Annotated in this window: 24 protein-coding genes and 1 riboswitch; of the genes, 21 read left to right on the top strand and 3 right to left on the bottom strand. The window is 49.9% G+C overall.

Annotated elements, in window-relative coordinates:
- Nucleotides 1-10 precede the first annotated feature (10 nt).
- Nucleotides 11-991 carry a DUF3878 family protein gene (locus DW915_RS12005; RefSeq protein ID WP_117761375.1) on the top strand — a complete coding sequence of 327 codons (981 nt, stop codon included), beginning with the start codon at nucleotides 11-13 and terminating at the stop codon, nucleotides 989-991.
- A gap of 154 nt (nucleotides 992-1,145) precedes the next feature.
- A complete protein-coding gene (locus DW915_RS12000; RefSeq protein WP_118742198.1) occupies nucleotides 1,146-1,694 on the top strand; it encodes a histidine phosphatase family protein in 549 nt (182 codons plus the stop codon).
- A gap of 31 nt (nucleotides 1,695-1,725) precedes the next feature.
- Here the strand turns inward: DW915_RS12000 and DW915_RS11995 are convergent, their stop codons facing one another.
- The gene (locus DW915_RS11995; RefSeq protein WP_117761374.1) at nucleotides 1,726-2,640 is read right to left on the bottom strand and encodes a LysR family transcriptional regulator; all 915 of its coding nucleotides are present in this window, start codon (nucleotides 2,638-2,640) and stop codon (nucleotides 1,726-1,728) included.
- Nucleotides 2,641-2,923: 283 nt separating this feature from the next.
- On the opposite strand from DW915_RS11995, the gene DW915_RS11990 reads away from it, so the two are divergent.
- From DW915_RS11990 to DW915_RS11975, 4 genes are all read left to right on the top strand, one after another.
- The gene (locus DW915_RS11990; RefSeq protein WP_118742225.1) at nucleotides 2,924-4,189 is read left to right on the top strand and encodes an SLC13 family permease; all 1,266 of its coding nucleotides are present in this window, start codon (nucleotides 2,924-2,926) and stop codon (nucleotides 4,187-4,189) included.
- A 105-nt stretch (nucleotides 4,190-4,294) separates the two neighbouring features.
- The gene (gene ttdA / locus DW915_RS11985; protein ID WP_022461434.1) at nucleotides 4,295-5,200 is read left to right on the top strand and encodes a L(+)-tartrate dehydratase subunit alpha; all 906 of its coding nucleotides are present in this window, start codon (nucleotides 4,295-4,297) and stop codon (nucleotides 5,198-5,200) included.
- A gap of 15 nt (nucleotides 5,201-5,215) precedes the next feature.
- Nucleotides 5,216-5,848 (top strand): L(+)-tartrate dehydratase subunit beta, encoded by a 633-nt coding sequence (ttdB, locus tag DW915_RS11980; RefSeq protein ID WP_118742197.1) that lies wholly within the window; start codon nucleotides 5,216-5,218, stop codon nucleotides 5,846-5,848.
- Nucleotides 5,849-5,885: 37 nt separating this feature from the next.
- Nucleotides 5,886-6,560: an FUSC family protein gene (locus tag DW915_RS11975; RefSeq protein ID WP_022461591.1), complete on the top strand. Its 675-nt coding sequence runs from the start codon at nucleotides 5,886-5,888 to the stop codon at nucleotides 6,558-6,560.
- Between the two features lie 64 nt (nucleotides 6,561-6,624).
- Here the strand turns inward: DW915_RS11975 and DW915_RS11970 are convergent, their stop codons facing one another.
- Nucleotides 6,625-7,950 carry an MATE family efflux transporter gene (locus tag DW915_RS11970; RefSeq protein ID WP_243033833.1) on the bottom strand — a complete coding sequence of 442 codons (1,326 nt, stop codon included), beginning with the start codon at nucleotides 7,948-7,950 and terminating at the stop codon, nucleotides 6,625-6,627.
- 164 nt (nucleotides 7,951-8,114) lie between these two features.
- A complete protein-coding gene (locus DW915_RS11965) occupies nucleotides 8,115-8,951 on the bottom strand; it encodes an AIM24 family protein (RefSeq protein ID WP_118742195.1) in 837 nt (278 codons plus the stop codon).
- Between the two features lie 195 nt (nucleotides 8,952-9,146).
- Here DW915_RS11965 and DW915_RS11960 point away from each other — a divergent pair, with 195 nt between their 5' ends.
- The 15 genes from DW915_RS11960 (at nucleotide 9,147) to DW915_RS11900 (ending at nucleotide 23,624) form a co-directional block, all read left to right on the top strand.
- The gene (locus DW915_RS11960; RefSeq protein WP_055221134.1) at nucleotides 9,147-9,716 is read left to right on the top strand and encodes a GNAT family N-acetyltransferase; all 570 of its coding nucleotides are present in this window, start codon (nucleotides 9,147-9,149) and stop codon (nucleotides 9,714-9,716) included.
- Nucleotides 9,713-10,264 (top strand): hypothetical protein, encoded by a 552-nt coding sequence (locus DW915_RS11955; protein ID WP_118742194.1) that lies wholly within the window; start codon nucleotides 9,713-9,715, stop codon nucleotides 10,262-10,264. Before DW915_RS11960 ends, DW915_RS11955 begins: the two co-directional genes overlap by 4 nt.
- Nucleotides 10,251-10,856: a class I SAM-dependent methyltransferase gene (locus DW915_RS11950; RefSeq protein ID WP_118742193.1), complete on the top strand. Its 606-nt coding sequence runs from the start codon at nucleotides 10,251-10,253 to the stop codon at nucleotides 10,854-10,856. The genes DW915_RS11955 and DW915_RS11950 overlap by 14 nt, the downstream gene beginning before the upstream one ends.
- A 72-nt stretch (nucleotides 10,857-10,928) precedes the next feature.
- Nucleotides 10,929-11,345, top strand: coding sequence for a hypothetical protein (locus tag DW915_RS15915; protein WP_022461822.1), 417 nt, complete (start codon nucleotides 10,929-10,931; stop codon nucleotides 11,343-11,345).
- A gap of 41 nt (nucleotides 11,346-11,386) precedes the next feature.
- The gene (locus DW915_RS11940; protein WP_022461821.1) at nucleotides 11,387-11,797 is read left to right on the top strand and encodes a peptide deformylase; all 411 of its coding nucleotides are present in this window, start codon (nucleotides 11,387-11,389) and stop codon (nucleotides 11,795-11,797) included.
- A gap of 43 nt (nucleotides 11,798-11,840) precedes the next feature.
- Nucleotides 11,841-11,987, top strand: coding sequence for a hypothetical protein (locus DW915_RS15790; RefSeq protein ID WP_022461820.1), 147 nt, complete (start codon nucleotides 11,841-11,843; stop codon nucleotides 11,985-11,987).
- A gap of 104 nt (nucleotides 11,988-12,091) precedes the next feature.
- A riboswitch (Lysine riboswitch) is annotated at nucleotides 12,092-12,266 on the top strand.
- Nucleotides 12,266-12,409, top strand: a complete 144-nt coding sequence (locus DW915_RS15785) for a hypothetical protein (RefSeq protein WP_158581059.1) — start codon at nucleotides 12,266-12,268, stop codon at nucleotides 12,407-12,409. Its footprint overlaps the riboswitch before it by 1 nt.
- Nucleotides 12,410-12,450: 41 nt before the next feature.
- Nucleotides 12,451-13,929 (top strand): alanine/glycine:cation symporter family protein, encoded by a 1,479-nt coding sequence (locus DW915_RS11935; RefSeq protein WP_055221222.1) that lies wholly within the window; start codon nucleotides 12,451-12,453, stop codon nucleotides 13,927-13,929.
- A gap of 117 nt (nucleotides 13,930-14,046) precedes the next feature.
- Nucleotides 14,047-15,663, top strand: a complete 1,617-nt coding sequence (locus tag DW915_RS11930) for an amidohydrolase (RefSeq protein WP_055266833.1) — start codon at nucleotides 14,047-14,049, stop codon at nucleotides 15,661-15,663.
- A gap of 260 nt (nucleotides 15,664-15,923) precedes the next feature.
- Nucleotides 15,924-16,562, top strand: coding sequence for a metal-dependent hydrolase (locus DW915_RS11925; protein ID WP_158581058.1), 639 nt, complete (start codon nucleotides 15,924-15,926; stop codon nucleotides 16,560-16,562).
- 255 nt (nucleotides 16,563-16,817) lie between these two features.
- The gene (locus DW915_RS11920) at nucleotides 16,818-18,077 is read left to right on the top strand and encodes an AfsR/SARP family transcriptional regulator (protein ID WP_055221144.1); all 1,260 of its coding nucleotides are present in this window, start codon (nucleotides 16,818-16,820) and stop codon (nucleotides 18,075-18,077) included.
- Nucleotides 18,074-18,424, top strand: coding sequence for a winged helix-turn-helix domain-containing protein (locus tag DW915_RS11915; protein ID WP_055221146.1), 351 nt, complete (start codon nucleotides 18,074-18,076; stop codon nucleotides 18,422-18,424). Before DW915_RS11920 ends, DW915_RS11915 begins: the two co-directional genes overlap by 4 nt.
- 168 nt (nucleotides 18,425-18,592) lie before the next feature.
- Nucleotides 18,593-20,311 (top strand): phospho-sugar mutase, encoded by a 1,719-nt coding sequence (locus tag DW915_RS11910; RefSeq protein WP_118742191.1) that lies wholly within the window; start codon nucleotides 18,593-18,595, stop codon nucleotides 20,309-20,311.
- Nucleotides 20,312-20,420: 109 nt separating this feature from the next.
- On the top strand, nucleotides 20,421-22,610 hold the full coding sequence (locus DW915_RS11905) for an alpha-galactosidase (RefSeq protein WP_118742190.1): 2,190 nt from the start codon (nucleotides 20,421-20,423) through the stop codon (nucleotides 22,608-22,610).
- Between the two features lie 12 nt (nucleotides 22,611-22,622).
- Nucleotides 22,623-23,624, top strand: coding sequence for a substrate-binding domain-containing protein (locus DW915_RS11900; RefSeq protein WP_055266843.1), 1,002 nt, complete (start codon nucleotides 22,623-22,625; stop codon nucleotides 23,622-23,624).
- The last annotated feature ends 175 nt before the right edge of the window (nucleotides 23,625-23,799 follow it).

The raw sequence follows: 23,799 nt of genomic DNA, 5'->3' as shown, positions 1-23,799 counted from the left end.
GAATCACGGAATGGAAATTGCAGAAAATATCACATGGACCGAGGAACTGGAAAGGCTGGATGTGCTTCTTTCGCAGGGGCAGTTCGAGCTGCTGCTTCCGGGTGAGCGGTACGGGGGAGGAGAAAAGGAGATCTGGCTTGTCTATCTGATGAACGATGCGGCAGAGAGCTTTCTCGTTTTTCATGACGCGGAGCTGACGGGAACGTATCAGAAGGAATACGAGGGAGAAATAGATGCCGCACTGGAAAAAGACGGGGAGCAGTACGTTCTGATCGTGCGGCAGGGAGAGACGGTGTGCACGCTGTTTTTCAGCCGCCTTTCACTGGAAGTGCATCTGTTTGATTACGGAAAAACGGGTCATTTCTGGGTGGACGGATACGAGTATCTGCGGCAGATTGAGTTCCGTATTGCGATCCTGCGGGACAAGCTGGAATACCTCGGCGAGGCGTTCTGCACCGAGGAAGAAATGCGTCTGGCATCGCTGGCCAATTTCCCGCCGCTCAATTTCTGCTGCTACCCGGCCGTGCCGGATCAGTATCTCGTACCGTCATGCCCGTGGTGGGAAGCGACGGAAGAGGCAATTACGGAGATGAAAAAACTGGCATCGGAGGCAGGCGATAAAGTGCTGCTGCGGTATCTTGCACTTTATGAAAAATGGCAGGGAAAACTCCTCGCAAAACAGATCGCAAAACTGCTGCATACGAGCCGCCACGCGAAAGTCGTGGATTTACTGGAAAAAAAACTGGCCCGCGAAGCACAGAATTACCCGAAACGACGCTTCACTGGCGAAGAAGGAACCCAGATCCGAAAAATCCAGGAGCAGGCAATGAAACGGAAAAAGATACTGGAAGCCGAAGGAAAACGCGCATCATTGCTGCGCGAGGAGCCATTCTTTTATGCACGGGATTCGGTGGAATATAAGGCCCATCTGATGATCTGGGGAACGAAAGGGAAAGACCGGGTTGTGGAGGTTGAGACGTTTAAAAATTGAAAATGAATTAAAGAAAAGGTACAAAAAGTGAATAAAATAAGATTCATCTGGTGGAAATGGAGTTTTTAAAAACAGTTCATTGCGGCAGATGCGGGCTTGTGATATTCTGAAAAGAAAGAAACATTTGACGAGGATAAGCAGGAGGAATCATTTCATGGGACATTTTTATTTTGTGCGTCACGGGCAGACGATCTGGAATGTGGAGAATAAGATCTGTGGGGCGACGGATATTGCATTGACGGAATTTGGGCATCAGCAGGCGGTTGAGACCGGGGAGAAAATCCTGAAAGAGGGGATTCAGGCGGATGAGATTCTGTATTCCCCGCTGGTTCGTGCGGCAGAAACCGCGAAACATATTTCCGAGATGACCGGCATCCCGGCGCGGCCGGAGCCGCGGCTGACGGAGCAGAATTTTGGAAAATGGGAGTCCACAGCACGCGATGGAGCGGACTTCAAAAAGGCGAAGGAATGCTTCGCAATGAGCCACGAGGGCGGCGAATCGACTCTGCGGCTGGCGCAGAGAATCTATAATCTGCTGGATGAAATTCGGGAAGAATCCGATGAAAAAACGTATATTCTCGTCGCACACAATGGCATTGCGCGTGTCGTGCAGTCGTATTTTCACGATATGACGAATGAAGAATATGCGGCATTTGGTGTGAAAAACTGTGAGATTGTACGATACGATTTTCCAGAGAAATAAAAAAAGATTACAGAAAACGGCGGGGATATACTCAATCCCCGTTCGTTTTTTTGTCCGATGGAATCAACGAATGCATCTGATAATACTTTTTTGTAAAAGAGATCAGCGTCTGCATATCGCTGCTGATGTATCTGCTTTTCTTCCATATCATGCCGATTTTCACTCGAATTGGTGTCTGCATCGGAATGCCGATGATTTCCGGAAATTTATCAGTCATGCTGGAATACAGAAAACAGGCATAGCGGCCCGTCTTTAAAAACTGCAGTGTCGTGTAAATCTGGCTGCTCCGCATGATGATATTCGGTGTATACCCCTCAAGTTCGAACCGCAGCTTCAGGAGCTGATTCTGCACCGAGTCAGCATTAAAGAAAATTAAGGGCTGTTTTGCCATATCCTGAATGGAAACCACTTCTCTGCCTGCCAGGGGGTGGTTTTTTGCTACACAAAATACGACCTGGTCATCCGCAAGAACGGCATGGTGAAATTTATCAATATTATACTGTTCCATATTGACAAGCGCCAGATCCAGTGTGTCATCCTGCACCAGATTACAGGCACGGACCGAACCATACTCCTCAAGAGATACCGCAATTTCGGGATGCTCTTCTGAAAAAGCGAGAAGAAGCTCGGGAAAAAAGACGGTGCTCAGCATCGGCGGAATACCAATGCGGATCGGCGGGCGCACACGGGAGAGATTGGAATAATCCGCCTGCAGCTCATTGCAGTACTGGAGAATATAATTTGCTTTCTGATAAAATTCCTCCCCTTCACGCGTCAGAATTAACTGATTTCCCTTTCTGGAAAAGAGACTGACGCCGAATTCAATTTCAAGATCACGGATAGCAACCGATACGGTCGGCTGCGTCACGTACAATTCCTCGGCCGCTTTTGTAATACTGTGGCACCGGCTTGCCATACAGAAGTAACGAAGCTGATTTAAAGTCATTTTTCCCCTCCAAATGTTCGTTGAGACAACGTTATATTACCATTAAGATACCATAGAGACGTAAATGTTTCTATATTTTTTTTCGGTTTCCCGCAAAACCAGGTAAAAATGCACAAAAAAAGAGCCCCTGTTTTGCGAATATAAAAATTTTTTATGGGGTCATGTATTCCACCAATTTGTTTTTTAACCAGTACACGCCGTATAATACAAGTAACAAAAGAAACGCGTTCGGCCGATGCTTTTCAAGAAAAAGAAAACTGAAAAAACGAAAGGAGATTTGGGAATGTCTCAAACCACAATCACATTGCTGTTTCTGGCATTTGCGATTGTCAGCTTCATTCTGGAGAAAATTCCGCTGGGTCTGACAGCTTCTATCTGTGCGCTTGGATTGACTCTCACCGGAATTCTGGATGTATCAACGACTTTCTCTCAATACGTAAACAGCAACGTTATCCTCTGCGTCGGCATGTTTGTTGTCGGCCAGGCACTTTTCGAGACGGGAATGGCAAACAAAATCGGAGGACTTGTAACCCGCTTTGCCAAAACCGAAAAAACACTGATCATCGCCATTATGGTAATTGCCGGCGTGATGTCCGGATTCTTATCCAACACCGGAACCGCTGCCGTACTGATCCCGGTTGTCTGTGGAATCGCAGATGAGTCCGGTTATTCCAGAAGCCACCTGCTGATGCCGCTTGTATTCGCGGCAGCCCTCGGCGGAAACCTCTCTATCATCGGAGCGCCGGGAAATTTGATGGGCGTCAATGCACTGCAGGAGATGGGAATCAAAACCAGCTTTTTCATGTACGCGCCAATCGGAATTCCGATGCTGCTGATAGGAATCCTCTACTTCGTCTGTTTTGGATATAAACTTCTTCCGCAGAATCAGAACGAAGCAGCCCAGAACCTGGAAGAGCAGAAAGATTTCAGCAATGTTCCGAAATGGAAACAGATCATTTCACTTGTTGTTCTGATCGTTGTAATTTTCGCTATGATTTTCGAAGAATTAATTGGAATCAGTATTCAGCTTTCCGCCTGTCTTGGCGCACTCTTTTTGGTGCTGACCGGGGTTCTGACAGAAAAAGAAGCGTTGAATTCCATTGACTTAAAAGTAGTTCTCCTCTTTGGAGGCTCTCTTTCCCTGGCAAAAGCACTGGATGTCACAGGGGCAGGAAGTATGATCGCCGATAAAATCGTCGGTCTGCTCGGATCCAATCCAAATCCGATTCTGCTTCTCCTGGTAATTTTCCTGGTAACCTGTGTACTGACCAACTTTATGTCAAATACAGCCACTACGGCACTTATGATTCCGATCGCTGTTTCTCTTGCAAACAGCCTTGGAGCAGACCCGCGGTCCGTTGTGATTGCAACTGTTATCGCCGGTTCCTGCGCGTATGCAACACCAATTGGTATGCCTGCAAACACGATGGTAGTCGGACTCGGAGGCTATAAATTCAAGGATTATGTAAAATCCGGCCTGCCTCTGATCCTCGTATCCTTTGCAATCTGCATGATACTGCTGCCCATCCTGTTTCCTTTTTATCCATGATAAGCATTCCTTCGCATAAACAGGTATCACACACTACAAGGGGCAGAAAATTCCTGCCCCGCACCACAAAGTTCACTCATGAAAATCATTCATAGGAGGTATATTATGACAAACGAAAATGGAGTAAAAGTTTTAACAGACATGGTAGCTGATTTTGTTGCCCACATCGGCAAAAAGCTGCCGGACGATGTAGTTGCAAAGCTGGAGGAGCTGGGCTCCCAGGAAACAGCAGCGCTTCCGAAAGCACTGTATGAGACGATGACCAAAAACCAGAAACTGGCGGTGGAATTAAACCGTCCGAGCTGCCAGGACACCGGCGTGCTTCAGTTCTGGCTGAAATGCGGAACGAATTTTCCGTACATCAATGAACTGGAAGGCCTGCTGAAAGAGGCTGTTGTACAGGCTACCTTTGCAGCACCGCTCCGCCACAACTCGGTAGAGACTTTTGATGAGTACAATACCAAGAAAAACGTAGGAAAAGGAACCCCGACCGTATGGTGGGATATCGTTCCGAACAGTGACAAATGCGAAATCTACGCTTACATGGCAGGCGGCGGATGTACGCTTCCTGGAAAAGCGATGGTTTTGATGCCAGGTGCAGGATATGAAGGAATCACCGATTTCGTACTGGATCAGATGACAAGCTACGGCTTAAATGCGTGTCCTCCGCTTCTTGTCGGCGTTGGAGTTGGAACATCCATCGAAACCGCAGCATTAAATTCAAAGAAAGCGCTGATGCGCCCGATCGGTTCCCACAATGAAAATGCAAATGCAGCAAAAATGGAGCGTCTGCTGGAAGACGGCATCAATGCCATCGGCCTTGGACCGCAGGGAATGGGCGGAAAATATTCCGTTATGGGTGTAAACATTGAAAACACCGCCCGCCATCCATCCACGATCGGCGTTGCCGTAAATGTGGGATGCTGGTCCCACCGCCGCGGCCATATCGTGGTAAATCCTGATCTGACAGTAACTTGTGATACACATTCCACCTGGAAATTTAATGCATAAACGGAGGTACGAATTATGATCGAAATTAGAGGAGATAAAAAAGTTCTGATTACACCGGTAAGCGCAGAAGACCTGAAAGATATCCACATCGGAGATATTGTTTGGCTGGACGGCGATCTCATGACCTGCCGTGACGTTGCACACCGCAGACTCGTTGAGTACGGAAGAGAGCTTCCATATAATATCAAAGACAAGGCAATTTTCCATGCCGGCCCGATCGTACGGAAAATTGAGGGAACAGAAGATGATTACGAGATGGTTTCTGTCGGGCCGACTACTTCCATGCGTATGGAGAAATTCGAGTATGAATTTACAAAACTGACCGGCGTACGTGTCATTGTCGGAAAAGGCGGCATGGGTCCGAATACCGAGCGTGCATGTAAAGAATTCGGTGCCATTCACTGTGTCTTCCCGGCAGGCTGCGCGGTTGTCGCCGCGACTGAGGTGGAAAGAATTGCAGAGCATCACTGGGATGAACTGGGAATGCCGGAGACGTTATGGTGCAATAAAGTAAAAGAGTTCGGTCCGCTGATCGTTTCTATTGATGCAGAAGGACACAACCTGTTTGAAGAGAACAAAGTTGTTTTCAACGAGCGCAAAGAGGCTGCAAAACAGGCAATTTATCCGGAAGTGAAGTTTATCAAATAATTTATCAAATAATAAGAGTTTTTGACAGGAGCAGCCTATGGGACCACAGGAAATGCTGGACCGGGCGGAGGTGAAAAATAAGTGGCAGCTCACGCCGCTGAAGGATTTCAAATCACCCCGTCTGACGGAACGCATGTGGCGGACAGCGGTGGTTGTTCTGCTGACTTCCCTGATTTATGAATATCTGATTCCCGGCGGCCGCAACCCCTGCTTTGCGCTGATCGGCGCAGTGTACGGGGTTGGGAGCCGGTTTGAAGAGGGATTCCACAATGGAATCAATCGCCTGATCGGAACGTTTGTGGGAGGAATCCTGGTCATTCCATTCTACATGCTGTATCAGAAACAGCCGTTTGGAATTCCGGCTTTTCTGTGGCTGGCGGCGGGGCTCTGCCTGGTATTGTGGTGCAATCTGGCACTGCAGGCGGACTCTGCGATCCAGCCGGGAATCGTGGTCTACTTTGTGGTACTTTACACAGTTGGTGAGGAACGAGTTGTTTTCTATACGCTTGCCCGGATTCTGGATACCGGCATCGGCGTACTGATTTCCCTTCTCTGCTATCTTTTACTGCCATCGAAATATGATAAAGAACAGGGGCTCTCGTTCCGGACCATGTGGAAGGCGACAAAACATGCGTTTCAGTCTTATAAGGATAAAAACCGTCTGTTCCGCGAGGATGAACAGAAAAACTTTGGAATGAAAAACAAAAAATAAGCAGGATGCAAAAAAAGAGATGATCTGCTCTGTGCCGGCAGATCACCTCTTTTTTGTATGGCGTTTATGATATTTTATAATATTTCGATGTATGCTGGCGGTAGAGCAGCAGCAATCCGCGGATGCAGAGCTCGATAGCCATGGCAATCCACATGCCGCGCAGGCCGAGGGGGGTGATGAGAAGCACCGCGAGACCGAGGCGGATGACCCAGATGCTGCCAAGGTTCAGAAGGCTCGGCACAAACGTATCGCCTGTTCCGCGGAGGGCTCCGGCGGCAACGATGGAAGCGCCGAAAAACGGCTCGGCGAGCAGTTCGATGCGGAGTACCTCGGCGGCAAACGAGCGGACCTGCGGGTCAGGAGTCAGAATGCTAAAGACGAACGGACAGAAGATCATCATCAGACCTCCGGTGATGGCCATCAGGACTGCGCCCATGGCAATGCAGATATTTCCGTAGCGTTTCGCCAGCTTGTAATTTCCGGCGCCGTAGCTTCTGCCGACGAGCGTTGTCGCGGCGGAACCGATGCCGTAGCCTGGCATGTAGCAGAGGCCTTCGGCGGTGACGGCGAACGAATTGGCCGCAATCGCAATGGAGCCGAGCGGGGCAATCAGCATGGTGGCAGCAACCATGGCGCTGTTCATCGCGATTTCCTGTACGGCAACCGGCACACCGATTTTGAATGCAGTTTTCAGAATTTTCGCATCGAAAACCGTTTTTTCCTTCCGGCGGAGACGCAGCTGCGGATTGCGGACACAACAGAACCAGGCACCCGTGAGGCTGATGACGGCGCAGGCCAGCATCGTTCCCATACCGGCACCCATGACACCGAAAACCGGAATCAAAAGAGCATTGAAAATGACATCGAGCACGCACATAACGGCATTTAAAATACTGGGTGTCACCATATCACCGCTGCACTGCAGGAAGGACGACATCAGCGAGTTGAGCTGGGAAAACGGAAGCATGATGGCAAACATCATAAAATAGAGCGTGGCATTCCGCCGGATCTCCTGCGCACCGCCGAGCCACCCCGGCAGCGGATGACTGATCAGAAGCCCGATCAGGCACAAAACAGCCGACACAACAAGCGCGGACGCGATGCCATGCCGCACAACATCCCTTGCCTTCTTGTCATGATTTCCCCCGATCTGATGCGCTACCTGAACAGAAAAACCGGCTGAAACCGCATAAATCGTACCGCTGAGGAGCCACGTCGTCGACGAAACCAGTCCGATCGCCGCCGAAGCATTCGCCCCAAGCGCGCCGACCATCGCGGAATCAATGTATTGCATCGCAATCGTAGTAATCTGTGTAAGAATCGCAGGCAGACTTAATCGCCCGACCTGCTGAATCTGCGGTTTCAGTTCAGTCCAGTTTATTCTATTCATCATTTTCTCCAGAACATGTATTTTATCGTATGGTTTTTCTTAAGAATGTAAAGATAAATGCGTATTTTACGCTAACATGTTTTGAAGAAAGTGTCAATCAAAAACGAGGTTTAATTTGACTTTTTTCTATGCGTATTAGGCATAGGGGCGGAGAGGATTCGAATTTAATTTTCCGGCGGAAGGTTGTTCTTCACAGCGGGGTTCGCCTGGATCGTGTTGGTTGCAGTCAGCAGGGAATCTGTCGGGGCGACCGGGCTCATAAGGACGCGGCCGGTTCCGCGGTAGACGTTGACGAGGCCTTCACCGCTGACGGCGGAGCCGACGAGGGTTTTGGTGGAGCGCTCTACGGTGAAATCAAGGTTGGAGGACCAGCAGACGGCGAGGTTTCCATCGATTTTCAGTTCGTCGTTTTCGAGTTCGACTTCGATCAGCTCGTCCTCAGGTACGTTGCTTTCGAGGGCAACGGCGCCTCTGCCGACGAGACTCAGATTGAAGAAGCCTTCACCGCCGAGGACAGCGGAGGAAATACTCTTGCGGGCGGTCAGTTTGTTTTTGACTCTGCCGTCGCAGGCGAGGAATATGCCGTCCTCAATCGTCATTCCGGAGGAGCCCCATTTCTCGACATCCACAAGAATGATGTATTTGTAGGTCGGTTCCAGCACGAGATATCCGTCGCCGACGTACTCCGGTTTTACGGCAGATTCCTTTGTCATGGCGCCTTTGATGGCCTTTCCGAACAGGTCGCCGATCCCTTTGATTCCGGCGGTCGCCTGTACATGGCCGCCCATCCACTGCATCGCACCGGACTGGATAATCGCGGAGTGCTCCTTGTTCAGTTCAATGACAACCTGGCGGCGGCGCACATTCATTTTGCTCATGTAATACTCCTCCATGGCAGTCATCGGCGAGACGCTGGAATCCTGGAGATATTCCATGACGTGGAAATTTTCGATGGATTTGGTGAATTTCCGGTTTTCGTTTTCGAGATTTAAAATTTTCATAGGCACGTTCCTTTCTTTCATTAAGAAGAAAAATAGTGATCCGTCTTGTTTCTTTTATTATACAGGAAAGAAAGCAAAGAGCACAGAAAAATTTAGAAAAAAAGGAAATCTGGAAATCATGTTGTCCATTTTTCAGCGGAGTGATAAGATAAAGTTCAGAAAACGCAAGCAGTACGGTCAGAGGAGGAGTTTATTATGAGTACAATTACTGTCAGAGATGCAAAAATAGAGGATGCCGCACGCATTCTAGAGATTTATGCTTACTATGTAGAATACACCGTCATTTCTTTCGAGTGGGACGTGCCGTCTCTGGAAGAATTTGAGAACCGCATGCGTGATATCATGAAAAAATATCCATACCTCGTCATCGAGCAGGATGGAAAAATCGAAGGTTATGCATACGCACATGCCTTTGTCGGCCGCGCCGCATACGACTGGTCGAGCGAGCTGACCATTTATCTCGATCCCAATGCAAGAAAAGGAGGCCTTGGCCGGAGACTGTATGAAGAGCTGGCGGACCGCCTGAAAAAAATGGGCATTCTGAACCTCTACGCCTGCATCGGCTATCCGCAGGTCGAGGATGAATATCTGACGAAAAACAGCGCCGAGTTCCATGCGCATCTCGGATTCGAACTCGTGGGAACCTTCCACAACTGCGGCTACAAATTCGACCGCTGGTACGATATGGTCTGGATGGAAAAAATCATCGGCGAGCCGCACGCGGGACAGCCGGCAGTAAAGCCGTACAGCGAGGTTAAAGAATGAGTACGATAACGACGTATACAAGAAAACACTTCGATCCCGTACATCCTGATCCGGGGCTGCTCTGTGTGGAGGATTTTGCGCATGCGCTGCCGATGATCTGCCGCGGAAACGGCCATGTGACGACGTTCTGGTCAGTGGGAGAGCACTGCATCTGCTGTGCGAAAGAGGCGGCCGCGCGCGGCTATTCCCGGCGGCTGGTGCTGGCGTGTCTTCTGCATGACGCAAGCGAGTGCTACATGTCGGACGTGCCGCGGCCATTAAAGCAGGAGATGCCGCGGTACCGCGAGATCGAGGACCATCTGCTTTCGGTGATTTATGAGAAATATCTTGGCAGTGATCTGACGGCGGAGGAGCAGCGGATGATGAAACAGATCGACAATGATCTGCTGTGGTACGATCTGACAAATCTGCTGGAGGAACCGCAGGAGGGGGATGCGCCGAAGCTTCACATCACGCTGGACTACGCGGTGCGGCCGTTTGCTGCGGTGGAACAGGAGTATCTGGAATTATTCGAACAGTATCGGGAGACGGGCGATGAGAGAGGATAAAAACGAAAACCGCTGGGACAAGCTGCTGCAGATCCACACAATGGGGCGGGATGACAGCCGGTCGGATCTGTACCGGTATCCGTATGAGCCGACCCCGTACTGCGTGCTGGAGCGGATGGCAAACACGGGGATGATCCGAAAGGGAAATACGCTGCTCGATTACGGATGCGGAAAGGGCCGCGTAGATTTCTTCTTATCGGCGCAGACCCGGTGCCAGTCCATCGGTGTGGAGTATGATGACCGGATTTATGCGAAGGTAATGGAAAACAAAAAGGCGGCGGCCTCTGGTGCGCGGACGGAGTTTGTGCTGGAGAGCGCCGAGAATTTTCCCGTTCCTGTGGAAGTGGACCGGGTGTATTTTTTTAACCCGTTTTCGCTTGAAATCTTAAGAAAAGCGATGGCAAGACTGCTGGAATCGTACTACGAAAATCCGCGGGAGATCCAGCTGTTTTTCTATTACCCGTCGGATGCTTATATCTCGTATCTGATGACGGTGCCGGAACTGGAATTTCTCGATGAGATCGACTGTATGGATCTGTTTCCGGGCGGGGACAGCCGGGAGCGGGTTGTGATTTTTACGATTCAGGAATAAAAAGTTTTGTAACAGCAAAAACCGTGTGGAATACAAAAAAGCATGAATTATATTTGAAGAAAGGGCGTTTTTATGAAATATCAGGTAATGCGAATTGAGGAAGACCTTGATTTCGGCTGTGAGGAGCGCGGTGCCGACGAGCCTGTCATGGCAGTTGTTGTTTTGAAAGATGAAAACGGAACAGAATCGCGCATCCGCCAGGAGGATCAGATGCTGTATGACTGGAACATCGAGGAGGGCGACACCGTTATTCTGAATGAAAACGGCGAATTGCGAAAAGTACTCTCCGGTGATTGGACGCAGAATTGCAATTCGAAAAATGTAGATACGACAAAATTCGTCAACATGATGCAGGCCGTCAAAGCCGGAAAACAGATTGACTGGATCTGTCCGTTCTGCAGCGGAACAGTAGAACGATTGGAGCAGAAAGGCAGAAAAACCGTAATCGGATGCACATCGTGCGATATGCGGATTCAAATAGAAAATTAAACGATTTCGGCCTTTAAGGCCGAAAGAGAAAGGAAACACAAATGGTAAAACCAATTATGAGAGACGTTCTCTTCCTCGGACAGAAATCCATCCCGGCGACAGAAGAAGATCTGCAGGTGGGAAGAGATCTGCAGGACACACTGGCAGCAAACCGCGAGGCATGCGTCGGCATGGCGGCAAATATGATCGGCGTGAAAAAACGCATCATCATCGTAAACGCCGGATTCCGCGACATCATCATGTTCAACCCGGTGATCGTCCGCAAAAGCGGCCCCTACGAAACAGAAGAAGGTTGCCTCTCCCTGCCAGGCGTGCGGAAAACAAAGCGGTACCAGAACATCGAAATCGAATACTACGACTGGAACTGGAAAAAACAACGCCAAAAATTCACCGGCTGGCCAGCCCAGATCTGCCAGCATGAGATGGATCATCTGGAAGGGATACTTATTTAGATCCTACAGCAGACAGGAGGACAGTATGACAGACAGAGAATGAATGGTAAAAGGAATCATTTACAACCCGAATGTGGAAGATCTGGCCAAAGAGCCAGAAGTTACCATCGTTCCAGGCGTCACAATCGGCGAACACGACCGCGAGTATTTTTACCGGGACGAAAAAATCGACGGGGAGAATCTCAAATAAATCAGGACAAATTTCGAAAATATAAAATTTTTGTAAAATAATGTCGCAAAAACGATTGACAAGCGGCGAAAAGAAACATATGATAATACCTGTCAATATACATATTCGGCAATAGAGGCGCGAAGGCTAAGAGTAGCTGTCCTGAGACAACGGGGTCTGGGACGGGCAGGGAAAGGAGCATTCGCCGAAACGGGGCAGTTCCCGAAAAACTGTCTGCGTTGGGGTACAGTCGAACAGGCTGTGCACTCTCACCGTACTGGTGGAGGAGCTATTGCTTCATGAACGTAGAGTTATGGAGCAGTGGTGAAGACCGCTGCTCTTTTTATTGTACTGCAGTTGGAACCGTGACAAAAGGTTCCAGGGGTGGAAATCTGTTTGGTTGGAGAACGAAAGACGAAACGGGTGTTACAGGATACGTCTGAAGAAAACTGTTGCCGGAAAAGAAAAAAGGGAGGATTTTGACATGATAGCATTTCTTAACTGGCTGGACGGTGTCCTTTGGGGCGTGCCGCTGATCGCGCTGATGATTCTGACCGGTCTGTACTTTACCGTTCGTTCTGGATTTTTCCAGTTCCGTCACTTTGGCTGGATTATGAAGAGAACCGGCGGAAAACTGTTCCAGAAAGAAAAAGAAGCAAGCGAAGGAAAGGGTATGCTTTCCTCATTTGAAGCAATTTCAACTGCCATCGGCGGTACCGTAGGATTCGGAAACATCGCCGGTGTTGCAACCGCAGTCGCAGCAGGCGGCCCGGGAGCCATCATGTGGATGTGGCTTTCTTCCCTGCTCGGCATGATCCTGAAACAGGTTGAGGTTACCCTCGGCTGCTACTACCGTCACACCAACGAAAAAGGTGAGTACTACGGCGGTCCGACTTACTACATGGAGTGCGGACTTGGCGAGGAGCGCCACTGGGGCAAGCTGTGGCTGATCCCGGCGCTCATCTTCGGCATCGGTATTTTCTCCACCTTCTTCGTAACCTCTTCCAACCTGACCGCATCTCAGGTCGTAGCCGGTGCGTTCGGTATTGAGAATATCAATCTTGGAAGCTTCAAAGTAGAAGGCGTTATCGTGATGGGTGTTCTGCTCTGCATTCTGACCTATGTCGTTACAAGCGGCGGTACGAAGAAAATCGCAAGTCTGTTCAGCAAGCTCGTTCCATTTATGAGCGTTCTTTATATCTTGATGGGACTTGGCATGATCATCATCAACATCAACCGCGTTCCTGGCGTATTTACAGCCATCGTAACAAACGCATTTACCGGAACAGCAGCGATCGGCGGTTTTGCCGGCTGCGCAGTCAGCGAGATTATCCGTGTGGGTATGGCGCGTTCCGTATACTCCAATGAGGCTGGATGGGGTACTTCTCCAATGATCCATGCTTCCGCAAAAACACCGCATCCGGTAGAGCAGGGTCTGTGGGGATCTTTCGAGGTATTCTTTGATACCATGGTTATCTGTACGATCACCGCACTTTCCGTTATCTTAAGCGGAAACTGGACCGACGGAACGAACGGCGGAACACTTGCTTTAAGTGCATTTGCAAGCGGATTCGGCAAATTTGGAAGCATCCTTCTGGCAGTCATCATGGTCATCTTCACTGTAACGACTTCCGGCGGATGGTTCACCTACTATCTGGCAATTCTGGAGCATCTGTATAAAAAAGAAGGCAAGATGAAAGATATCGTCATGAAAGTCTTCTACGCAGTCCGCGCTCTGCCGGGCGTACTGTGGACGATCTATCTGGTAAAGACCAACAACCAGGGCTTTATCTGGACTGTCGTTGATATCACATCTGCGATCCCGACCTTCGTCAACGTAGCAGTGATCCTGATTCTCTCGAACCAGTATTTCAAACTGCTGAAAGACTACAAAGCAAGAAACTTCGGCCAGGGCACGGTAGACAAGAACGCCTGCCTGTTCTACGAAGAGAAAACGAAATAAAAAATATTCAAAAGCGAATCCAGACACGCATGAGAATGGCGTGTCTGAATTTGTATATTGCGCAAATGGGCAGAAAAGAATAGAATCAAATTTAGATGACAGTAGGAGGATAATGATATGAAAACAATTTACAAAAACGGAGCTGTCTACACCGGAAAACTGCCGCTTGTCGAAGCGTTTGCAGTAGAAGACGGCAAATTTGTTTTCGCCGGAAGCAGCGCAGAGGCAGATGCCCTTGCAGCAGCCGGCGACAAAGTTGTAGACCTCGGCGGAAAATTCGTCTGCAGCGGTTTTAACGACAGCCATATGCACCTTTTAAATTACGGAAGCTCCCTGCTGAAAGCGCAGCTTGCCGCACATACCGAAAGCCTGGAAGATATGCTCGCCTGCCTCGACACCTTCCAGAAAGAGCATCCGCGAAAAGACGGCGCATGGCTGATGGGCCGCGGCTGGAATCAGGATTACTTCACGGACGTGGACCGCATGCCGAACCGCTACGATCTTGACCGCGTATCAACCGAAGTTCCGATCTGCGCGACGAGAGCGTGCGGCCATTGCCTCGTAGTCAACAGCAAAGCGCTGGAACTCCTCGGCGTCACCGCAGATACCCCGCAGCCGGAGGGCGGAGAGATCGGTATGGAAAACGGTGAGCCGGACGGAAGATTCTTCGACAATGCAATGGAACCGGTTTACGACAGCATTCCGGTGCCGAGCAAAGAGGAAATCAAAGATATGATCCGCAGCGCCTGCAAAGCCCTGAACAGCTACGGCGTCACCAGCAGCCAGAGTGATGATTACTGCGTTTACCGCGCCGTTCCATGGCAGACCGTCAACGAAGCATACAAAGAACTCGAGGAGTCCGGCGAGCTGACCGTCCGCGTTTACGAGCAGAGCAACTTTACCGATCTGGAATCCTTAAAAGGTTTCGTTGAGGCTGGAAATGTGACCGGCATCGGCACAGACCGCTTTAAAATCGGACCGCTGAAAATGCTCGGCGACGGCGCACTCGGTGCGAGAACAGCATTCCTCAGTCGCCCATACGCAGACGACCCGTCCACCTGCGGAATCCCGGTATTCACCCAGGAAACCATGGATGAGATGATCGGCTACGCCAATGCACACGGCATGCAGGCTGCAGTTCACACGATCGGTGATGCGTGCCTCGACCGCGTGTTAAGTGCCTATGAAAAAGCCCTTGCTGAAAACCCGAGAGAAGATCACCGCCACGGCATCGTACACTGCCAGATCACAAGAGCCGATCAGCTTGAAAAAATCGCGAAAATGCATCTTCACGTTTACGCACAGAGCATCTTCCTCGATTACGATAACCATATCGTAGAGGAGCGCGTCGGCAAAGAGCTTGCGAGCACAAGCTACAGCTGGAAGACGCTGATGAACAACGGCGTCTCCGTCAGCAACGGAACCGACTGCCCGGTAGAGCTGCCGGATGCCCTCGCCTGCATGCAGTGCGCTGTCACAAGAACAACGCTGCGCGACCACGTCGGCCCGTACCTGCCGGATCAGAAATTCACCGTACAGGAAGCACTCGACAGTTACACGATCCGCAGCGCCGAGGCAAGTTTCGAGGAGAACGTGAAAGGCCAGATCGCAGAAGGCATGATGGCAGACTTTGTCGTACTGGGTCAGAATCCGTTTGAGGTGGATGAGAGCACGATCAAAGACATTCCGGTGTGCCGGACGTATCTTGCCGGTGAACTGGTATATGAAGCATAAGGATATAACTCAAATGAGTGATAAATGTCAAATGAAAATTCATACAATGAAGGGAAAAACGTGAAATAAGATAACCTGAAAATAGTATGGAATAAAGGCAGAAACAGAGGAGAACCTCCTGCGGCGATGAATGGTCGCAGGAGGTTCTTTTTTGATCCTGATAGGACCATACGGTCGTAAAAGAATCGAACAAATGGTTGCATAAAAGGGCGGGAATGTGCTATGATAAAGGAAATTTTACAAAAGGAAAAAACAGACAAATGCTTGGAAGAACACATTTTTTTATTGGAACAGCAGCGGCACTTGCTGTTTTACAGCCGCAGACGGTTCCCGCGCTTGTGGCCGGTGCCGGGGCTGCCGCGATCGGCGGTTTGATCAGTGACATTGATGTCGGCACTTCACAGGCGCACCGCGATGCCGATAAGATCATTACGGCAACAGTTGCAGTTGCGGTGCTCACAATTCTTGCGGAGTATAAACTGAATCTTGGAATTTACCGCCGCCTCACAAGCGACAGTAGCGTGCTGCGTCTCCTCGCCGGAACGGCAGCATTTTTGCTGATCTGCGCCTATGGGAAACAGCAGCCGCACCGCTCCTTCATGCATTCATTTGCGGCGCTGGCATTGCTGACGGCGTGCGTGGACATCATCTACCCGGATGTGTCCGCTTATTTTGCCGTGGGCTTTCTGTCCCATCTGGTGCTCGATTTTTTCAACCGGAAACCGGAAAAGCTGTTCTGGCCCTGGAAGAAGGGATTCTGCCTCGGACTCTGCTCAGCACGGGGACTTGTGAACCGCGCGCTGCTCGGGTGCGGCATGGTATCTCTTGCTGTAATACTGGTGCTCTCGGCGCCTGCAGGGCGGCTGATGGCTAAAATCATGCGGGCAATTTACGGATGAGATGGGATTGACAAAAAGATAACAAGACAAAAGAAGAACAAGCAGGAATTTTTCGGTGTTAAAGTTAATATTTTATACATTTTATAGTAGGATTTTTGATTAAAATGATGTAAAATAGAAAACAGAAATCCGGCGTCCGTAATTGTTTTTGAAATGAACGAACAGGGAACCGCCGGCCCGTTACCGCAGCCGATTGCGGAGCGCAGCGCAACCGACAACAGAGATTAGAGCACAACAGGCAATACAGGAGTTAGTATGAACGAAGAAATGAAAAACCAAACAGAACAGTTACCGCTTTTAAAAGTACACATGATGGGAAGTTTTTTCCTGGAGTACGGCGACCAGCCGATTTCCTTCCGGAAAACAATGGCAACAAAATCGATGAGACTTCTGCAGATTTTCCTCTATAACAAGGACAATGGAATTTCCAGAGGAAGACTGTTGGAGAGCACATACGGAAGAGAAGATGTGGCGGACGCGGCAAACAGTCTGCGTGTCGGCGTACATCGCCTGAAAAGAAGCCTTGTCGAGGCAGGACTTCCGCAGTTTGAGTACATTTATACACAGAAAGGCGTTTACCACTGGACCAGCCCGATGCCGGTCGAGGTAGATGCGATTGATATCAAAAATAAGATCCTGGAAGCAGGAAAAGAGACAGACGAGAAAGCGCGCATGGATCAGATGATCGAAGCGCTGGAGCTGTACACCGGAGAGTTCCTTGCAGATTTCGGCGAGGAAGAGTGGGTACAGGCGGAGCGCGCGCAGCTGAAAAAAGTATATTCAGATGCACTGAAAGAAGTAAGTGAGTATCTTCTGAAAAACGAGGAGTTCGATGAGCTGCAGAAGCTGACTTCTGTTGCTTCCGAACTGTATCCGTTCGACGAGTGGCAGGCAGTCCAGATGCAGGCGCTGATCGGCCTGGAGAGATACAAAGAGGCCATGAAACTGTACGAGCAGACCTCGAAACATTACTTTGAAGAGCTTGGCGTTACACCGAGCGAGAAACTGGTGGAGCAGTATCGCTATCTGGGAAGCCGCATGGGCAGCAGACACCGCGTGATCGAAGAGGTACAGGCAGATCTTCAGGAGAGCCCGGGAGAAAAGGACGGAGCATTCTTCTGTTCCCTCGCCGGATTCCGTGACTGCTACCGACTTGTTTACCGTATGTCCGAGCTGAACGGACAGATGCCGTGGCTGATGCTGTGCACCATTACAGACGGAAAAGGTTACCCGGCAAAAGGCGGTCCGCGCCTTGACCGTATGTCCGAAAAGCTGCTTGAGGTAATGAAACGCAGCCTGCGTCATTCCGATTTCTTTGCAAAATACAGCCCGTCCCAGTATGTGATTCTGCTGCAGGGCGGCAACCAGAGAGGATGCGAACTCGTCTACAAGAGAATCAGCGAGCGCTTCTCCGAGGAGAAAAAAGGCTGGGCAAAGAATCTGAAATACAGTGCACTGCCGGCAATTCAGACCGAAAAAGAGCTTGAGTTCTTAGAAGGAGACGATGTTTTATGATTCGCGTACAGCTGCTTGGAAGATTCAGCATGTACGATGAAACACGCTGCCTCAACGAGGAAGCGATTCATTCCCCGATGATCACAAAGCTGCTGGTTTATATGATCTGCAACAAAAACCACATCGTAACACTGGAACAGTTAACCGAAGCACTCTGGACGGATGAGGAGAGTGAAAATCCGTACGGAGCACTGAAAAATATGATGTACCGTCTGCGCGGAACGCTGCGGAAGGTATGGCCGGTTGAGAGAGGATCATGCCTGCTATATGAAGGCTGTCATGGAACTGACGAAAAGCCTGGAGCACCGCAGAGCGCAAAGGAAAAGTACAGGTTCTCAGTGATCTAAAAGAGCTTTATCAGGAGCCAAGAGAATTAGAAAAAATAAATTAATTTTTAAGTTGACAGCAGACTAAATAAATGGTAGCTTTAAGCTGTGATGAAACGAGCTTAAATCCAGAAAAAAGTCTGCTGTCTTAAGTTAAATAAAGTAAAACAGACAGGGAGGATAACAAACATGAGTTACAGAGAAGTATATGAAAAATGGTGCAATGATCCATATTTTGATGAGGCATCCAGAGAAGAGCTGAAAGCACTCGAAGGAAATGAGGCAGAAATCGAAGACCGTTTCTACCGTCAGCTTGAGTTCGGTACCGGCGGACTCCGCGGTGTCATCGGAGCGGGTACCAACCGCATGAACATCTACACCGTACGCCAGGCAACCCAGGGCCTTGCCAACTACATCATTTCCCAGAACGGACAGGAAAAAGGCGTAGCCATCGCACACGATTCCAGAAGAATGTCTCCGGAATTCGCACGCGAAGCAGCACTCTGCCTGAATGCAAACGGAATCAAAACGTATCTGTTCGAGTCCCTGCGTCCGACACCGGAGCTTTCTTTTGCTGTCCGTGAATTCGGCTGCATTTCCGGTATCGTCATTACCGCAAGCCACAACCCGAGAGAGTACAATGGATACAAAGTATACTGGGAGGACGGCGCACAGATTACACCGCCGCACGACAAAAACATCCTCGCAGAGGTAGCAAAAGTAACCGAGTTTTCTGCCGTTAAAACGATGGAAGAAGATGATGCAAGAGCAGAAGGCCTGTTCCAGGTCATCGGAACCGATTTTGATGACCGTTACGTCGCAAAATTAAAAGAGCAGAGCATTCATCCGGAAATCATCAAAGATGCGGCAAAAGATATGAAGATCGTCTACACACCGCTTCACGGAACTGGAAATGTGCCGGTACGCCGCGTTCTGCGCGAGCTTGGCTTTAATCAGGTTTACGTTGTAAAAGAGCAGAAAGTGCCGGATGGAAACTTCCCGACGGTGGCTTACCCGAACCCGGAAGACGAGAAAGCATGGACACTGGCGCTGAAACTGGCAAAAGAAGTAGACGCTGACATCATCCTTGCAACCGACCCTGACGCAGATCGTCTCGGCGTTTATGCAAAAGACAGCAAGACCGGCGAGTACGTAAGCTTCACCGGAAATATGTCCGGTATGCTGATCGCAGAGTACATCCTGCGCGAGCGCACCAAGAACGGAACCATGCCGGAGAACCCGGCTCTCGTTGAGACGATCGTTACCACAGATATGGCAAAAGCAATCGCAAAAGCCTACAACGTGGCACTGATCGAAGTTCTGACCGGATTCAAATACATCGGCGAGCAGATCAAGTTCTTTGAGCAGAGCGGTGCACACAACTATGTCTTCGGCCTGGAGGAGAGCTACGGCTGCCTGGCTGGAACATATGCAAGAGACAAAGATGCCTGCGTGGCAGTTATGATGCTGTGCGAGGTTGCTGCATACTACAAACAGCAGGGCAAGACACTGTGGGATGCCATGGTGGATATGTACGAAGAGTACGGCTACTACAAAGAGGGTCTTGCAACGATGACCTTAAAAGGTATCGACGGTGCAAAAGAGATCCAGACCATGATGACCAACTTCCGCGAGAACCCGCCGAAAGAGCTGGGCGGCTTCAAAGTTCTTGTCGTACGCGATTACAAAGCAGACGTACGAGTGGATCTCGTAAGCGGCGAGAAGAGCGCAACCGGACTTCCGTCCTCCAACGTTCTTTACTATGAGCTGGAAAATAACGCATGGTGCTGCGTACGCCCATCCGGTACCGAGCCGAAGATCAAATTTTATTTCGGCGTAAAAGGCACATCCCTCGAAGATGCAGCCAAGAAACTGGAAAAATTAAAAAATGCAATGGTAACTGCTTAAACGCTGTGTGATATAGAAACAAAAAAAGGCCTCAGCCCGGCGGGCGGGGGCTTTTTTGGCAGAAAATCGGCGCGGCGGATGGCGGCTGCCTTCAGACAAGGAGAAGAAAATGGCGATTTTATATTATGATGACAAAAAGCTTTTTCAGTTAAATACAGAGAAAACGACGTATGTGATCGGTCTGAGTCCGGAAGGCTACGTCGGACACGTTTACTACGGACCGCTTCTGCACGGAGAGCCGGATCTGTACCCGCTCCGTATGGACGAGCCGCCGTTCACCCCGTCCGTCAACAAGAGAGAAAAATCTTCTTTCCTCGACCGTTTCCCGATGGAGTATCCGACCGGCGGAATCGGTGATTACCGGGAGAGCTGCCTGAACGTGAGAAATGTACAGGGACGCATGGGATGCGAAATCCATTTTGATTCCTATGAGATCTTCAAAGGCAAACGCAAAATGGAAGGTCTTCCGGCTTCTTTCGGAACCGAAGAGGAAGTTGAGACACTGGAAATCACCTGCAAAGATCCGATCCTTGGACTCGTTGTTGTTCTTTCCTACTCTGTTTTTGAAAAAGAAAACGTTATCACCAGAAGCGTCTGTGTGAAGAATGAGGGCAGCGAAACACTGAAAGTAGAGAAAATCTACAGTGCCTGCCTCGACATGGACAACGAAGACTTCGAGATGATCTCCCTTCACGGATCCTGGGCAAGAGAACGCCATATCCAGCAGGGAGCACTCCGCTACGGAAAACAGCTCGTTTCCTCCGGAAAAGGTGAATCCAGCCATCAGGAGCACCCGTTCGTGGCAATGGTAACACCGGGAACCGATCAGGAGCGCGGCGAGGTTTATGCGATGCATTTCGTATACTCTGGTAACTTCATCGGCCAGGTCGAGAGATGCCAGTTCGACACCGTCCGCATGGTCATGGGTATCAATCAGGACGAGTTCTGCTGGAACTTAAAAGCCGGCGATGAGTTCCAGGCACCGGAAGTCGTTATGGTTTACTCCGCAGAGGGACTTGGCGAAATGACGCGTTCCTATCATGCATTTTACCGCAGACACATGATCCGCAGCCCGTACAACCACAAAAAACGCCCGATTCTGATCAACAACTGGGAGGCAACGTACTTTGATTTCGATACCGACAAACTTCTCGATATCGCAAGAGAAGCGAAAAAAGACGGCATCGAGATGCTGGTTATGGATGACGGATGGTTCGGAAAACGAAATAAAGACGATTCTTCCCTCGGTGACTGGGTTGTCAACGAAGAGAAGATCAAAGGCGGCCTGAAGAACCTGGTCGACAAAGTCAATGAAATCGGTCTGGAGTTCGGTATCTGGTTTGAGCCGGAGATGATCTCACCGGATTCCAACCTCTACAAAGAGCACCCGGAATGGGCCATCCAGATTCCGGGAAGAGAAGCGACCGAGAGCCGCTGCCAGTACGTGCTGGATCTCTCCCGCCCGGAAGTGCAGGATTACGCATATGAGAGCGTGGCAAAAATCCTGCGCAGCGCAAACATCAAATACGTAAAATGGGATATGAACCGCCAGTTAAGCGATCTCGGCAGCACCTATCTCGATAAGGATTCCCAGCAGGAGCTGTTCCACCGCTACGTGCTCGGCATGTACGCGATGCAGGAGCGTCTGGTGCAGGAGTTCCCGGATCTGCTTCTGGAGAACTGCTCCGGCGGCGGTGCGCGTTTTGACCCGGGAATGCTCTACTACAGCCCGCAGATCTGGTGCTCCGATGACACCGATGCGATCGAGCGTCTGGAAATCCAGGAGGGAACCGCCCTCATTTACCCGCTCTGCGCAATGGGTGCACACGTCAGCGTATGCCCGAACCACACCGTCGGCCGTGTGACTCCATTCACAACGAGAGGCCATGTGGCACTGGCTGGAACATTTGGCTATGAGCTCGATATCACAAAGCTGCCGGAGGAGGAGAGAAAACTGATTCCGGAGCAGACCGCGATGTATCACAAATATCATGAACTGATCCGCGATGGAGAGTATTATCGTATTCTTTCCTACCGTGAAAACCACAGATCCGACTGCTGGGCAGTAGCTTCTGAGGATAAAAACGAAGTGCTTGTAACTTACGTACAGGTGCTGGCACAGGTAAATATGCCGTCCCGCAAGGTACGCCTGCGCGGCTTCGATCCGGCGAAAAAATACCGTCTGGAAGGAACCGACGAGGTTTACAGCGGCGAGATGCTGATGAATGCCGGATTCCGCATGAAAGATTTCTGGGGCGATTTCGTCAGCAGACTGTATCACTTTATCGCAGTGGACTAAGGAGTAACATATATGGCAAAAGTAAGATTGGCAGATATTGCAAAGGTGGCGGGCGTCAGCGCCGTCACCGTGCATAACGCGATTACAGGACAGAAAGGGGTCAGCGATGAGATGCGCGCCCGGATTCTGGAAATTGCAAAGGAAATGGGGTACCGCCAGCCGGGAAGCGGAGCGAGAAATACACAGGGAAAAAGCCTGCGCTGCATCGGAGTGGTGATTCCGGAACGGTATCTGGCAGAGTATACGACATTTTACTGGAAAATGTATCAGGAGATGGCACTGGCGGCGACGGAAAAGAGCTGTATGGTGACCGTGGAGATCCTGAAACAGGAGATGGAAGATGAGATGATCGTGCCGTGCATCGCCAAGGAGCAGACCGTCGATGCGCTGATCCTGATGGGAGACACGAGCCGCGATTACATCCACTATCTGAAGAAAAACGTGGATCTTCCGATCGTATTTCTGGATTTCTACGACAATGAGCTGGCAAAAGATGCCGTGATCGCAGATAACTTTCACGGAATGTATCTGATGACGGAATACCTGTATGAGCATGGCCTTACCAAGCTGGCTTTTGTCGGTTCGATTCATTTTTCCAGCAGTATCATGGATCGGTACTGCGGTTTTTCCAAGGCTGTTCTGGAACACCGCGATGTGACACCGGCGGAATGGATTCTGGAGGACCGTGATGAGCGGGGCCAGATCGAAATTCATCTCCCGGAACAGATGCCGGAAGCGTTCGTCTGCAACTGCGACCTGACCGCCGGCCTTCTGATGCTCGAGCTGGAAAAACGCGGCATCTCCGTGCCGGAGGACGTTTCCGTTGTCGGCTTCGACAATTACCTGTATCCGGGTTTCCCGGATCTCAAGATCACTTCGTATGAGATCAATACGAAGGCGATGGTAAAAGTAGCGCTCGAAAAAGCGCTGAAGCAGATCCGCGGCGCGGCATCCGGCAAAAATATGGAAATTGTCTCCGGACAGCTGGTGCCGAAAGAGAGCGTAAAGCTTTGATTTTTATAACTGAATTATAAATTAAGAAACGGGGCATTTTGAAATGCCCCGTTTTTGTACATATTACACAACAAAGTCACTTAAAAATTGACAGTATCTAACGGAACTTATTTTTTAAGCAATTTCCAGTTGAAAAATTAACCATCTATGTTAAAATTAAGCTAAAGGACTGGGC

Source organism: Blautia sp. AM42-2 (assembly GCF_003480245.1).
Lineage (GTDB): Bacteria > Bacillota > Clostridia > Lachnospirales > Lachnospiraceae > Fusicatenibacter > Fusicatenibacter saccharivorans.
The sequence above is the reverse complement of the archived record's forward strand: the minus strand, read 5'-3'. Positions and strand labels throughout refer to the sequence as shown.

What these genes read in the sequence shown, in the direction of transcription:
- DW915_RS12005 (WP_117761375.1), top strand. Translation starts at nt 11, where the DNA reads ATGGAAATTGCAGAAAATATCACATGGACCGAGGAACTGGAAAGGCTG.
- DW915_RS12000 (WP_118742198.1), top strand. Translation starts at nt 1,146, where the DNA reads ATGGGACATTTTTATTTTGTGCGTCACGGGCAGACGATCTGGAATGTG.
- DW915_RS11995 (WP_117761374.1), bottom strand. Translation starts at nt 2,640, where the DNA reads ATGACTTTAAATCAGCTTCGTTACTTCTGTATGGCAAGCCGGTGCCAC.
- DW915_RS11990 (WP_118742225.1), top strand. Translation starts at nt 2,924, where the DNA reads ATGTCTCAAACCACAATCACATTGCTGTTTCTGGCATTTGCGATTGTC.
- ttdA (WP_022461434.1), top strand. Translation starts at nt 4,295, where the DNA reads ATGACAAACGAAAATGGAGTAAAAGTTTTAACAGACATGGTAGCTGAT.
- ttdB (WP_118742197.1), top strand. Translation starts at nt 5,216, where the DNA reads ATGATCGAAATTAGAGGAGATAAAAAAGTTCTGATTACACCGGTAAGC.
- DW915_RS11975 (WP_022461591.1), top strand. Translation starts at nt 5,886, where the DNA reads ATGGGACCACAGGAAATGCTGGACCGGGCGGAGGTGAAAAATAAGTGG.
- DW915_RS11970 (WP_243033833.1), bottom strand. Translation starts at nt 7,950, where the DNA reads ATGAATAGAATAAACTGGACTGAACTGAAACCGCAGATTCAGCAGGTC.
- DW915_RS11965 (WP_118742195.1), bottom strand. Translation starts at nt 8,951, where the DNA reads ATGAAAATTTTAAATCTCGAAAACGAAAACCGGAAATTCACCAAATCC.
- DW915_RS11960 (WP_055221134.1), top strand. Translation starts at nt 9,147, where the DNA reads ATGAGTACAATTACTGTCAGAGATGCAAAAATAGAGGATGCCGCACGC.
- DW915_RS11955 (WP_118742194.1), top strand. Translation starts at nt 9,713, where the DNA reads ATGAGTACGATAACGACGTATACAAGAAAACACTTCGATCCCGTACAT.
- DW915_RS11950 (WP_118742193.1), top strand. Translation starts at nt 10,251, where the DNA reads ATGAGAGAGGATAAAAACGAAAACCGCTGGGACAAGCTGCTGCAGATC.
- DW915_RS15915 (WP_022461822.1), top strand. Translation starts at nt 10,929, where the DNA reads ATGAAATATCAGGTAATGCGAATTGAGGAAGACCTTGATTTCGGCTGT.
- DW915_RS11940 (WP_022461821.1), top strand. Translation starts at nt 11,387, where the DNA reads ATGGTAAAACCAATTATGAGAGACGTTCTCTTCCTCGGACAGAAATCC.
- DW915_RS15790 (WP_022461820.1), top strand. Translation starts at nt 11,841, where the DNA reads ATGGTAAAAGGAATCATTTACAACCCGAATGTGGAAGATCTGGCCAAA.
- DW915_RS15785 (WP_158581059.1), top strand. Translation starts at nt 12,266, where the DNA reads ATGAACGTAGAGTTATGGAGCAGTGGTGAAGACCGCTGCTCTTTTTAT.
- DW915_RS11935 (WP_055221222.1), top strand. Translation starts at nt 12,451, where the DNA reads ATGATAGCATTTCTTAACTGGCTGGACGGTGTCCTTTGGGGCGTGCCG.
- DW915_RS11930 (WP_055266833.1), top strand. Translation starts at nt 14,047, where the DNA reads ATGAAAACAATTTACAAAAACGGAGCTGTCTACACCGGAAAACTGCCG.
- DW915_RS11925 (WP_158581058.1), top strand. Translation starts at nt 15,924, where the DNA reads ATGCTTGGAAGAACACATTTTTTTATTGGAACAGCAGCGGCACTTGCT.
- DW915_RS11920 (WP_055221144.1), top strand. Translation starts at nt 16,818, where the DNA reads ATGAACGAAGAAATGAAAAACCAAACAGAACAGTTACCGCTTTTAAAA.
- DW915_RS11915 (WP_055221146.1), top strand. Translation starts at nt 18,074, where the DNA reads ATGATTCGCGTACAGCTGCTTGGAAGATTCAGCATGTACGATGAAACA.
- DW915_RS11910 (WP_118742191.1), top strand. Translation starts at nt 18,593, where the DNA reads ATGAGTTACAGAGAAGTATATGAAAAATGGTGCAATGATCCATATTTT.
- DW915_RS11905 (WP_118742190.1), top strand. Translation starts at nt 20,421, where the DNA reads ATGGCGATTTTATATTATGATGACAAAAAGCTTTTTCAGTTAAATACA.
- DW915_RS11900 (WP_055266843.1), top strand. Translation starts at nt 22,623, where the DNA reads ATGGCAAAAGTAAGATTGGCAGATATTGCAAAGGTGGCGGGCGTCAGC.